This is a genomic window from Pedobacter sp. D749, assembly GCF_019317285.1.
In the GTDB taxonomy this organism is placed as follows: domain Bacteria; phylum Bacteroidota; class Bacteroidia; order Sphingobacteriales; family Sphingobacteriaceae; genus Pedobacter.
In genome coordinates this window covers 3497231-3509134 of record NZ_CP079218.1, presented here as the reverse complement: position 1 = coordinate 3509134, position 11904 = coordinate 3497231, and the positions used below count along the sequence as shown (strand labels likewise).

Here is an 11904-nt window from a genome sequence, read left to right as displayed (position 1 = left end):
AGATAATGATCAGCTAGGTTGATCTATTTTCTGTTAAGCATAGCCGCAAGAGCATAATTTTTTTTTCGAAATGAGTAACCAAACCAACTTGGCTTTTTCGGCTACCGGGAAGATTTTTGAGTTAGATGCATCAGTAACCATTATTGTAAATAATAATAAAAAATTGATTTTCGGAGAGCTCGACACCAGTCGGGCTGAAATCAAAGATTTATTGAACAACAATGAATTAGCCATTAATGGACTGTCTGGCCAATTTACGCTGTTTAATAATTTACCCGGGACTTTTAAAGCACAGGTGCTTAAATCTGCCGATATCTGGTCTGTGGTTATTCTGTATAATAAAAATATATCAGGAGGTAAAGCTTCGCTTTATGCCAATGTGGTTGTGCTTGCGGATACTAAACAGTTGGCTTTAAGCATAGACACCGATTTTTTTCAGGGTGGAAATGTATTAGAGCAGTTCATTTACGACACAATGACTTTTTTTGCTATAAAAAAAGTAGCATTAATTGTTAGAAACAAAGCCTCCCTTGCCATAAACCAATATTTGAAGCGAACCGCGTCCGATCATTTTCCCGAAATGGTCTTATCAGATCGCTATGGTAATTACCAATTGGTTGCCAACTCATTATTTGATTTGAAAAATAGTGAAAGAGCATTTGGAAAGGGGCTTTATCAATTAACTGGTCTCGATCATATCGATCTGATTATAGGAGCAGCACTGAACACTTCAAAATTTGAAGCGATGCTTATCAGCACCGATATCAAAAAAGATGGTTATGAGATTGAAAATTTATACTTCGGGATTAAAAAGGATAATGGTTTCTACTTAGAAGCAGGAGGGAAGCTCAATTTTCCTTTAAAAGACGATGTGTTAACCTTTATTCTTGCCGGAAACCTATCCGTCTCCTCATTTACCTTGTCTGCTTCTTCAAACTATAGGATACCATTAAACACCAGGATTAGCCTGAGCGATTTAGGCTTAATGATTGGCGTAGGAGCCACAGGGCTTACTTTTGGGATGACTGGTCGGGTAACGACCAATAATATTTCTATTTTTGCAGGGTTTATTGTTAGCCAGGCTAATATCGGGCTAATTACCGCGGCAATCACCTCTACCAAGGGAAGGACTTCCTTAAAGGACATTATTGTAGATATTGCGGAAGTTGATTTTCCTGGCATAGAATTCCTTGATGTAGTGGCTTTAGCCGATTTTGAAATTAATAATGCTAAAATGCCCCAATGGGAGTATCCATCTCATCCGGATAAGGCCAATAAAGCGGAAATATTGAAGAACTTTAATTCAAGCCTGCCCACTGAACTCGCCATACCTGGCACAGAAAATCTTCAGGTTTCTGCTTTGGGGACCAGCGGTCAATCTATCTTTACCGATACTTCAACCATGCGGCATTATCGTGTCGACTCATCAGGAGCTATTTCTTTAAACTGCCAGTTGTTTATATGTTCTCAGCCTACCAAAATAGGAAACTATCAGATGAATGTCGGTTTTTTTCTGTGCGGCACTATCGAAATCTTTAATGTAAAAGCTAGAGGACTCTTTCTTATAGAGCCTGGTAATGCTATCCTGGCATTGATTGAAATTTCAAAAATTGAGATCAAGGGAATATTTGAATTGACAAAATCCCGAAAGGTCATGCCTATGGAACCTATAAAAGGAGGTTTGGCTGGCGCTTTAATAAAAGCAGATGCTCAAGGCCCTGTGCTGTATTTAAACATCAACCGTGCATCAAAAAAACTCGAATTCTATTTAAGTGCTTATGTTAATATCTTAAATATCTTTGAATTAGATGCCTTGATTCTTCTTAAAGACAGAAAGATATACATTGATCTTGAACTGCAATATGTTGGCTTTAAAATTTTATTTCATTTGGAGGGAAATTATGCAGATTTTTCGAGCAGTGGATTTAGTTCACGTTTGGTATTCGATACCAGTGGATTTATCAAACTTTTGGAAGAAGCGCAGAATGCCGTGCGTGATGCGGCCAGGAGCGTGCAAAACTCTATAGAAAACGCAACCCGGAAATTGACAGAAGCGCAACAGCAGATTTTAAATTTGAGTAACACGATCAATGAATATAACGATTACATCCGGGGTTATATTGATAGAAGAGAAGATGCTTCCTGGTGGCGCCTGGATGATAAAATTTATTATTCAGCTCAGATTTTATATTATGAAACCTTAAAGGTGGGTGTTAATGTGGCTATTGGCGTAGCCTATGGTGCTTTGGAAATAGCAAAGGCAGCACTAACCCTTGGAGGAAAGGTCGCATCAGGAGCTTTAGAGGCGGTAGCTAATATTTTAAGTGCCATTACCAAGTTACTTTGGATCAAATCTTTCGTATTGAGTATGGAATTTACGTCTAATGCCAGGAAAATAGAAGCCGAACTTGAGTTGACAGTTTTTGGAAATGATATCATGTTAAAAGGTTCGTTGGATGTAGATAAAGCGATGAACGATATTGGTGCTTTGATCACTGGTTTTGTGAAGGATAAACTATCTACTAAAACGCAGGAAGTGACCTCAAATATCGGTAAAGGTATTTTTAGAACTTTAAGTTCAGAAACAGATTATAATTTATTAACGCCTAAATTGCAAAGCATTGCGCAAAATAAAAAGGACTATTATGACTTACTGGAATTTCATGACATGATAGAAGATTTCCTGATCGAATCGAATAAGAGATACGTGAATGAATATGAAAAACAACCCGAAGATTGGCAACAAAATATTTGCGAAATAGAAGAAGTAAAACTCAAAAATGAAGTGATACAGCGCCAATGTGTAGAAGCCTTTGATGATGAGTTTGTAAGTTCATTGGATGAAGTAATTACATTGGTACGCGATAACCAGGTTAGGGCCAATATTTCGAATGAAATGGACCAGCAGATGACCGATCTCTTAGGCCTTGTAAGGGATATAAACGATCAGAAAACAGTTGCAAGAAGTTTAAGGAACGAAAGACGTTCTTTGTTTTCAAGAGTAGAGAACGTTATTGAAGATAATAATGAAGTTAAAAGATCATTTAAGGCCAACAGCGATTTTGATATAGATCTAGCCAATGAGAATTATGCAGATGGATTATCAGAATTGTTAAAGAAAACATTCCCGGATAATACGAATGAATATGGTGAGGAATTTAAAGATGCTGTGGCCGCAGCCATTTATCAATTTAGAAATCCTCCACAAGTTAATCCAAGAAGATAATGGGCTTCATTAGAAAAAGTCGCCATTTACTGTTAATACTAGCTGGATTAATATTTTATGCTAATATCAGCTATGCTCAAAACCTGGAGCCTAAGCGCAGTTTTGTGCTGCTGATTTATATGAATGGATCAGACTTGGAAAGCAAACATCAGTTGGCGAGTGAAGACATTAACGAAATTATCAATTCCTATAATAACGTTGATGATAACTTTGCAACGGTGATTTTGCAGGGAGGAACTAAAAAATGGCAATTCTCTGAGCCGATTTCCAGCGATAGCCTGACCTATAGTAAGGTTACTAAAAATGGGTTTGAAAAAGTAAAAGTTACAGCCAACAAAAGTATAGGAGACCCATCAACCCTGGTTGATTTTATTGCCTATAGCAAAAAGAACTTCCCTGCAGAAAGATATGGGTTGATTTTTTGGAATCACGGAAGAGGCAGTGTACATGGTTTTGGATATGATGAGTTATTTCCTGAAGATATTTCCCTGTCGTTACGTGAAATGGGAGAGGCTTTTGCTGATTTAAAACATAGCCAAAATGATTTGAACCTGGATTTTATAGGTTTTGACGCCTGTTTAATGGCAACCATTGAAACTGCTACTGTACTGGCACCCTATGCTGAATACATGGTGGCCTCACAAGAACTTGAACCTGGCAACGGCTGGAATTATCAATATATCATCAACTCCTTATCTACCAATCCAAATCTAAGCACAACTCAACTTCTGGAGGGAATTGCAAAATCGTATATCGATACTTATTCGTCTCAACCTTATCTTCAGGCAACATTATCTGTAATAGCGCTTAATAAAGTTGACGCTTTAAATATAAGTATAGGAAAATTGATCAGTAATATTTCTGCAAATCTAAATTCAACGTATCCGCCTAAAGAAGCTTTTAGGCAGAAATCAAATTACCGGGCCAGGTCCAAATCATTCGGATTGCCTTCTTTTTCATTTGCGGCTGAAGATATGATTGATATGTTTAGCTTTTTTAAGATCGCAGCTAAAAGTACCGATACATTGTTTAGTGATTTCGAGAAAAAAATGCGGGATGCAGTTTTATTCAATGTTTATTCAAAAAATTTAGATAAAGATGCTATTTCAGGGCTTTCGGTGTATTTTCCTTATTACAATAGAAAAACAGCCAGCCAGTTAAATGATTATTTTCAAATTACTTTTAATACAGAATTTGAAAAATTTATCGAAAATTATGTAACTGAATTAATTGGCGGCGGTGCTGATAGCGTTTTTGTTAGTGATTCGGAAAGAAAGTTAAATGCTGCCATGTTGGTTAACACCAATAAGATTTACTTAAATATCAGAAAATTAACAGGAGATAATACGTTGGTTTCGTATGGATTGGATGCCTACGATACAAATGTTGATCACCGCGGAAATATTACCTTGTATGGAGGTAATAAAAAATGGGATGCCAGGTGGATCAGCATTAACGATATCAATGTTTGTGTATTTATGGGGCTTTCCAATCAATCAGGAGTATCTTACAATGTACCTGTGCTTTGGAATGGAAAACAAGCAGAACTGATTATAAAATATTTTAATGTTGATGGGGAAAATCTGGCTAAAGTGATCGGATTTCGGGAGATTTCTGCAGATGGCGTTACGGATAAGATTAAGGACCTTCAAGCGCTTGATGAAATTGTTTTTCTGGGTCAAAATGCCCTGGATGAATCAATGAGTATTGAATTGGGTAAAATTACGATCACTGATCCCTCAGCTTTAGATATCAAGCTTTCAACTATGCCAAAAGGGAATTATCAGGTAGGATTTTGTATGGTTGATTTCTACGGAAATAAACACTACACCAAATTCGAAGATTATGTTATTAATTAAAATGCTACATTACAATGTGCATAGTAAATTAATAATCAGATGATCAATCTGAGCTAAATTATTCTTTTAGTTCAGTATTAAATTTTTCAGCATTAGATTAAAAAATAAATGGAATTAACGACTCAACAATGCAACGAGAGCATGTCTGCCGCAACTAATGTCTTACTTTTTGAAGAGGACTATCTGCAGATTAAAAAAGCAATTGAACAGCTTCACTTGCTTTTTGCCGGCGCAACCGGTATAAATGCTGGTAATATTACAGATGAAGACATTTATCTGCCAAATGGTAAAGCAGTTTCATCCATTAAAGCGGCGCATTGTCTTAAAGAACTAGAACGCACACGTAGGTTTATCAGAGGCATTAATCAGGCAATTAATCAATTATTAAATGCTATGCGGGGGCAAACCATCCATATATTGTATGCGGGTTGTGGTCCTTACGCCACATTGCTTACACCTTTAACTTCCAAATTTACTTCGGCACAAATCAATTTCATTTTATTGGATATTAACCCTGATTCGTTGGATGCGGCAAAAGTACTTTATGAAGAATTAGGCTTGTCAGAATATGTGATCGATTATGTTTGTACGGATGCCACTACTTATAAATTTCCTGATCATATTCGTATAGATATGGTCATTTCAGAAACCATGTTAAATGCTTTAAGGAAAGAACCGCAGGTGGCCATCATGAACAATTTAATCCTTCAGATGTATCCGGAAGCTATTTTTATTCCAGAAGAGATAACTGTTGAAGCAGTATTAACCCGATGGGAAGAGGAATATAAATATTTTACCATACCTGAATACCTGCCAAAAAGGATAAAAGCAGGGTTGGTGTACTGCGCCAGCCGTGAATTTAAACTTCCGCAACCGGTAGTTTTACAGGTGCCGGCTTCCGAAACCCATAAACAGCTTAGTTTATTTACAGAAATAACAGTGTTTGGTAAGGAAGTGCTAACTACTTACAACTGCAGCTTAACTTTACCGTTAGCCATCTTTAAATTACAAAACCAAAAGGAGGATATGACAATTACATTTGAGTATGTAATGTCGGATAAACCTGGCTTTGCTTATACATATTAAAACTACGTTTAAAACACTATGAGTGACGATAACAAACAGATAGTTAACACCGCCACATTTAAATCCGTTTAGCCTACAGAAAGCATTATGTACAGTTCTTTTGTTAGTCTTTACCGCGTTTATCATAGCCGTCAGAAATCTGAGGTCAATATCAATCAGGATTTTTTTAGGATGGAAGAGGTATTTCTTTCTGTTTTTGGGATTGGAATTTTTGAAACTTACGATTTTTTATATGGGCACTGCCAAAGTGATGACGAGTTTAAACACTGGATTATGCATCGAATGGGCAAAAAAGCCTATCTAGAAGCTGTAGAAAAATTTAATTCATGGTGTGATCGTGCGGTAGATAAACCTGATCAGGATTTTTTAAAGGTGTTAGATGCCGATCAATTGAAATTCTGGGATAAAAATGGCTATCTCAGGATACCGGGTTTGGTTAATGAGGATGATTGTAACCGTGTAATTGGTGTGATTACAGAGATGCTTGGAATAAATCTGGAGCAGCCGTCTAGCTGGTATGGTCAACATGATTTGCTTCAAGGTATAATGTTGCAGCTTTATCAGAATGAACATATTGCTAAAATCAGAAATTCTGATTCAATCAGACAGGTATTTACGCATTTGTATCAAACTAATTTTATTGTGGCAAATACGGAAAAGCTTGGGTATAATCCGCCTGAAACTGATTATTTCCATTTTAGAGGTAGCCCTTTACATTGGGATATAGATTTTTCAGATGGTATTAAATATCATATACAAGGCTTGGTTTACCTTAATGATGTGCCAGAGGATAGAGGAGCACTCTCATTAATTCCTGGATTTCAGCATGAGATTAATTCTTTTCTGCAAATGCATGACCATCCTGATCAGGCTATTGATGTTTTAAGAAAACAAAATCGTCACATCGCTATAGCAGGAAATAAAGGTGATTTGATATTATGGTTAGAAGCGCTTCCTCATGCCGCAACTGCAAACCGATCTAAACAGCCCAGATTTGTACAATATATTAGCTTTACAAAGCTTTAGCCTATTCCTAACTTTTTACAATTATTGAATATTTATCTATTTTCTCACATAATTAATCTCATTATAAATTAAAAAACAACGCAATGCTCTTATTACAGTTTACAGGCTTATCCGGAGCAGGAAAAACCACTCTGGCCCAGTTGGTTAACCAACGGCTTACGGCTATTGGTTATTCCGTTATAGTGATTGATGGGGACAGTTACCGGAAAACATTGAATCATGATCTTGGTTTCTCACCTGCCGATCGCCTTGAAAATATCCGTCGTCTTGGTCATGTAGGCTATGAATTTGTACAGCAGGGTATTATTGCTATAATTGCGGCTATCAATCCATATGAGTCTGGCAGACAGAAGCTGCGGGAACTTTATAATGCGAAAACAATCTGGATTGATTGCCCGATTCAACAGCTCATTCTGCGTGATACGAAAGGATTATATCACAAAGCACTTTTGCCAGATGGGCATCAGGATAAGTTATATCATTTCACAGGAATTAATGATGTATTTGAAGATCCTTTACAGGTGGATCTATACGTCAATACGCAACAGCTTACTGAAGAAGAAGCTTGTGAACAATTAACTGATTTTATTCTTTCCCAAGTTAAGTCGAGTACACACCCCCTTGCAAATCAACGTATTTAATAACTGTTGCTAATTGATGATGGAAAAGACAATATATGATGCCTCATTATTATAGCTAATCCCTAGAAAAAGCATATCAAAATTTGGTGAGTAAACGAAATAGCTATTCCGGTCTTTTTGTACAAAGCCACTTTTGCATGGCAGGGTAAGGATTTAATCCATGAATTCTTGCCTGATTTTCATCATAAGTCATTCCAAGCCATTGTAGCAAAGGAACACCTATAAATCTGCCTTCGCTAAAGTTTTCAATTATTGATTCTGAAGAATTTTTATAACCATGTTCATGAAATACCACAGTTGCCTCAATCCCCAGGTAAATACAGGCGGCATAAGACCAGCCAATAGCCATAAGTTCGCCGCCATTATGTAAGTCGCCACTTTCAAGATCGTCGCTCATCTCATTTCTGATGGCTTGTGGCATGCAGGCCAAATGCCCGGCTTCGTGTAAAATATCGCCCGGGTAAAGCAATTTCTCTACATCGATTATCAATGTTCCGGCACGTAATTTAAGTCCTGGTAAAAAGGTTTCGCTGTTGATTGGTTCAAGGCTATAGCTGATGCCGATCTCCCTTAAAAAGGTCAGTATTTGGTTGGTGAGATGATTCATATTAATTTAAGCGTTTGCAATTTGTGCCTTCCGCAATTCTTCAAGTTCATGGTAAAAATTAAATGCTTGTTGCTGGTAAACAGGGATGGCTTCATCTGGTTGTTCTTCATGAAAAACCTGATCAGGATATTTTGCATTAAAGCTGCTGCGGGCTTCTATCTGCGCCCAATCGGCTTTATTCAGTTCTACGCCGGTAAATATGCAGAAACGATGCATCATATTGATAATTCCTTCATTGTAATTAAGCAATAAACTCAGCGGGTCCTGCTGTGAAGCACGGCTAAAAGCTTTGAAATAATTCTCCAGTACTTTAATGGTATGGCCATCGAAATCAGCAGGATTAATTTTCTCATTTTCAATTCCTAACAATTCGTTTGGAATCACCCCGGGAACGGCTTGCATTCCTCTTAATTTCTGGTGCGAACGCATCACTTCGTCAGGCTTGCGGTACAGCAGGATAAATGGAACATGAGGATAAAGTTTTCTGAGCAGGGGCATAAAATGAATGTGCCAGCTATCGGTTTTGATAAAAAGATGCTTTCCAAATCCTTCAGTGGTTTGGCCATAAATTTTGATCACCGCTTTAATCAGTTCTTCGCGGTTTAACGGAGAAGGCCAATTACGGATTTTATTTAGGCGCAATATTTCATCAATAAAAGGTACTTCTGGCAGTACAATATGCTGATTGTTAAGGCAGAGCGATTGGGAGATTAGTGTAGATCCACATCTGGACACATGAAAAATGAATGCAGTAGGAGCGATGCTGTTTAAAGCCGATGACCACTCCGGTAATATACTGAGATCGGCGGAAGGCTTAAAGTCATTTGAGTTATAGGGATGACACAGGCGTTTATTGATGGATTCGTTAAAGAATGGCTCGGTAAAAGGAACTCCGTTGGTATAAAGCCATCGGCAGCTATAATTACCCTCATTTTTGATAAGCCGATACGGAATCCAGTGCTTTAAATGTGATTCGTTCATGCTTTGCTCTTTATTAAATCATCATACTCCTTTTGAAATTCAGCTGCCATTTTAAATGAATGTGAGGTTTGGTGCATTTTTAGTGCAGCAATCATTTGTTTCAATAACTCAGGATCGCGGTTTTGATCAGGAGCATGGGCAATGATTTTGCTATCTAAAATGAAATTTTCCAGCCAAGGATTTACCTTGCAATCTATAACCAGGTGGATTCTGTCGCTATGCCCGTCATTAGTTACCCGATGGGGCAGGTTTGCATTGATGTACCAGCATTCTCCTTCATTCATGATTACACGATCGTTATTAACATAAAACTCCACATCTGGATTGGTATGTACAGGAATATGTAGCCTGGCTTCTCCTTTTTCGAAAGCCAGTTCAGCATCGCAATGTTGTTTAATTACAGCTCCGGCAGCAAGATTAAGGAATCTTACTGACATGATTTCGCAGTGCATCTCATCTATCAACTGTTTTACAGCAGGAAATAACAACATGTTAGGATGATCTTTATAATGGTCTACCGCACCTAAATCCGGGATTATACTGTCAGCACCCCCGGGAGTACGTAGTGGAAGAACTGTCCACGATCCCTGATAATGAGCTGTATTGAAATGATTTATCCAATTTGATTTCATTCTTTTAAGTTCATGTTGGATCTTTGAGATGGGAACATGGATGTCGGCCTTTGAGTAAATTACCATTGCAGGGCTAAGATTAATATTTAGATTTTCGAATCTAATATTAAAGATGATACAATGTATACTTAAAAGTAAGTATTTGAAAATTACTATTTGAAGTTAAAAATTTATTATATAGATTTACTTAAAATTAATGTTATCTCAATATCATCCTAGTGAAATTAATTCTACTCTCAAGTCATATAGCGGCATTGCCGACTATCAATTATCTTCACGAAAAGGGATGTCTAGATGCTGTAGTAACCTCCTCTATTTACGAAAATCAAATAATTAAATTTTGCATTCTTAAAGGGATTAATTGCCTTCAATTGGATAATAGTGAATCTTTTGCAGATCAAATAGATAATTTGTTGCTAAATACTCATGCTGATTTAGGTATAGTATTTGGATTTTCTAAGAAACTGCCAGCCTGGCTCCTGCAAAAACCAAAATTTGGTTTCTTCAATGTTCATTTTAGTTTACTACCTGCCTACCGCGGTCCTGCACCATTATTTTGGCAGATCAAAAGGGGCGAAACTTCTACAGGAATTACTATTCATAAAATGGATGATAGTTTTGATGGTGGTCCAATACTATTTCAGGAGCGGATTCAGCTTTTTTCTGAAGAAAGTTTTGGTGCGCTAAATAGCAAACTCAGCCTGTTGGCCATAAGTGTTATTGAAAAAGCATTAGAGAAATTTAGTAATAACGGGAATGACCTTGTTGAACAGGATGAAATCTCTTCTTTTTCTTTTCCGGCTGTAAAACGAGATGATTTACTAATTGACTGGGAGAACCAGACCGCTGCAGAAATCATGAACCTTGTAAATGCATGCAATCCTGTTTTCGGTGGGGCAATTACTTTTTTAAACGGGCAAGAACTGGCAATAGTAGAGGTTTCACCAGCAATACTTAATGATGTAAGTGACTTTGAGCCTGGTACAATAGTACATGCTGATGGTAACTATGGCTTATTTGTAGCCTGTAAGTACAATAGCTTTTTGCGCATTAATATTTTACAAAATAACGAAGCGATTTTATCAGGCTATAAACTAATCGCATCTGGTGTAAAGGCTGGAGCGCGTTTTCAAAATAGTATACGACAAGAGGCAGTATGTTAATCAAATTAAACAACATATAATTTATTTAAACCTTTAAACTATTAAAATTATGGATGATTACATGGGCATGATAAGAATGTTCGCCGGTTCTTACGCACCACGAGGATTTATGAGCTGTAATGGGCAGCAACTCTCAATTTCAACAAATTCAGCACTATATTCGTTATTAGGTACAGTGTATGGCGGCAACGGACAAAGTACTTTTGGCTTGCCTAACCTAGCTGGCCGAACCATGATAGGCACGGGTAATTCAGCTTTCGGAAGCTATGCAATTGGCGAAGTTGCAGGAAATACACAGATAACATTATTGACCCCTAATATGCCTGCGCACACTCACGTAGCAACTTTCGCAGGTACGAGTGTAACCATTCCTGCACCAACTATGATGGCTTCCAGCGCTGCAGGTACTGCCGCGACCCCATCATCGTCGGCGAATACCTTAGCGCAAATGGTAGTTCCACGTACTGCTAATATTGCATTATATAACAATTCTACTCCAGATACTAATCTGAATATTGGCCCTTCTACTGGTAGTTCGATCACGCCAGCAGGTAATGTAACTGTAGGTATTGCAGGTGGTAGTCAGCCTGTTAATATTTCAAATCCTTACATGGCATTAACAGCGTTAATAGTGGTAGAGGGATTATACCCAAGCAGAAACTAATAATGAATAAAATGGCCAG

Annotated in this window: 10 protein-coding genes; 7 read left to right on the top strand and 3 right to left on the bottom strand. The window is 37.5% G+C overall.

All coding sequences use genetic code 11. The features are described from left to right. Window positions 1–70 precede the first annotated feature (70 nt). The 5 genes from KYH19_RS14075 (at window position 71) to cysC (ending at window position 7838) form a co-directional block, all read left to right on the top strand. Window positions 71–3226, top strand: a complete 3156-nt coding sequence (locus tag KYH19_RS14075) for a hypothetical protein (protein WP_219075584.1) — start codon at window positions 71–73, stop codon at window positions 3224–3226. After that, window positions 3226–5085, top strand: coding sequence for a clostripain-related cysteine peptidase (locus tag KYH19_RS14070; RefSeq protein WP_219075583.1), 1860 nt, complete (start codon window positions 3226–3228; stop codon window positions 5083–5085). The genes KYH19_RS14075 and KYH19_RS14070 overlap by 1 nt, the downstream gene beginning before the upstream one ends. Window positions 5086–5193: 108 nt before the next feature. Continuing rightward, on the top strand, window positions 5194–6171 hold the full coding sequence (locus KYH19_RS14065) for a methyltransferase domain-containing protein (protein WP_219075582.1): 978 nt from the start codon (window positions 5194–5196) through the stop codon (window positions 6169–6171). 171 nt (window positions 6172–6342) lie between these two features. After that, window positions 6343–7197: a phytanoyl-CoA dioxygenase family protein gene (locus KYH19_RS14060; protein ID WP_219075581.1), complete on the top strand. Its 855-nt coding sequence runs from the start codon at window positions 6343–6345 to the stop codon at window positions 7195–7197. An 83-nt stretch (window positions 7198–7280) separates the two neighbouring features. Next, window positions 7281–7838, top strand: a complete 558-nt coding sequence (gene cysC, locus KYH19_RS14055; RefSeq protein WP_219075580.1) for an adenylyl-sulfate kinase — start codon at window positions 7281–7283, stop codon at window positions 7836–7838. A 103-nt stretch (window positions 7839–7941) separates the two neighbouring features. On the opposite strand, the gene KYH19_RS14050 is transcribed toward cysC, so the two are convergent. The 3 genes from KYH19_RS14050 to KYH19_RS14040 are packed head-to-tail and all read right to left on the bottom strand — an operon-like array spanning window position 7942 to window position 10124. Continuing rightward, on the bottom strand, window positions 7942–8445 hold the full coding sequence (locus KYH19_RS14050) for a hypothetical protein (protein ID WP_219075579.1): 504 nt from the start codon (window positions 8443–8445) through the stop codon (window positions 7942–7944). 6 nt (window positions 8446–8451) lie between these two features. Beyond that, on the bottom strand, window positions 8452–9426 hold the full coding sequence (locus KYH19_RS14045) for a hypothetical protein (protein ID WP_219075578.1): 975 nt from the start codon (window positions 9424–9426) through the stop codon (window positions 8452–8454). After that, a complete protein-coding gene (locus KYH19_RS14040) occupies window positions 9423–10124 on the bottom strand; it encodes an aspartyl/asparaginyl beta-hydroxylase domain-containing protein (protein WP_255562424.1) in 702 nt (233 codons plus the stop codon). Before KYH19_RS14040 ends, KYH19_RS14045 begins: the two co-directional genes overlap by 4 nt. Window positions 10125–10429: 305 nt before the next feature. Here KYH19_RS14040 and KYH19_RS14035 point away from each other — a divergent pair, with 305 nt between their 5' ends. After that, window positions 10430–11221, top strand: a complete 792-nt coding sequence (locus tag KYH19_RS14035) for a methionyl-tRNA formyltransferase (protein WP_219075576.1) — start codon at window positions 10430–10432, stop codon at window positions 11219–11221. A 49-nt stretch (window positions 11222–11270) separates the two neighbouring features. Next, window positions 11271–11885: a phage tail protein gene (locus tag KYH19_RS14030; protein ID WP_219075575.1), complete on the top strand. Its 615-nt coding sequence runs from the start codon at window positions 11271–11273 to the stop codon at window positions 11883–11885. Window positions 11886–11904 lie beyond the last annotated feature (19 nt).

What these genes read in the sequence shown, in the direction of transcription:
- KYH19_RS14075 (WP_219075584.1), top strand. Translation starts at nt 71, where the DNA reads ATGAGTAACCAAACCAACTTGGCTTTTTCGGCTACCGGGAAGATTTTT.
- KYH19_RS14070 (WP_219075583.1), top strand. Translation starts at nt 3,226, where the DNA reads ATGGGCTTCATTAGAAAAAGTCGCCATTTACTGTTAATACTAGCTGGA.
- KYH19_RS14065 (WP_219075582.1), top strand. Translation starts at nt 5,194, where the DNA reads ATGGAATTAACGACTCAACAATGCAACGAGAGCATGTCTGCCGCAACT.
- KYH19_RS14060 (WP_219075581.1), top strand. Translation starts at nt 6,343, where the DNA reads ATGGAAGAGGTATTTCTTTCTGTTTTTGGGATTGGAATTTTTGAAACT.
- cysC (WP_219075580.1), top strand. Translation starts at nt 7,281, where the DNA reads ATGCTCTTATTACAGTTTACAGGCTTATCCGGAGCAGGAAAAACCACT.
- KYH19_RS14050 (WP_219075579.1), bottom strand. Translation starts at nt 8,445, where the DNA reads ATGAATCATCTCACCAACCAAATACTGACCTTTTTAAGGGAGATCGGC.
- KYH19_RS14045 (WP_219075578.1), bottom strand. Translation starts at nt 9,426, where the DNA reads ATGAACGAATCACATTTAAAGCACTGGATTCCGTATCGGCTTATCAAA.
- KYH19_RS14040 (WP_255562424.1), bottom strand. Translation starts at nt 10,124, where the DNA reads ATGGTAATTTACTCAAAGGCCGACATCCATGTTCCCATCTCAAAGATC.
- KYH19_RS14030 (WP_219075575.1), top strand. Translation starts at nt 11,271, where the DNA reads ATGGATGATTACATGGGCATGATAAGAATGTTCGCCGGTTCTTACGCA.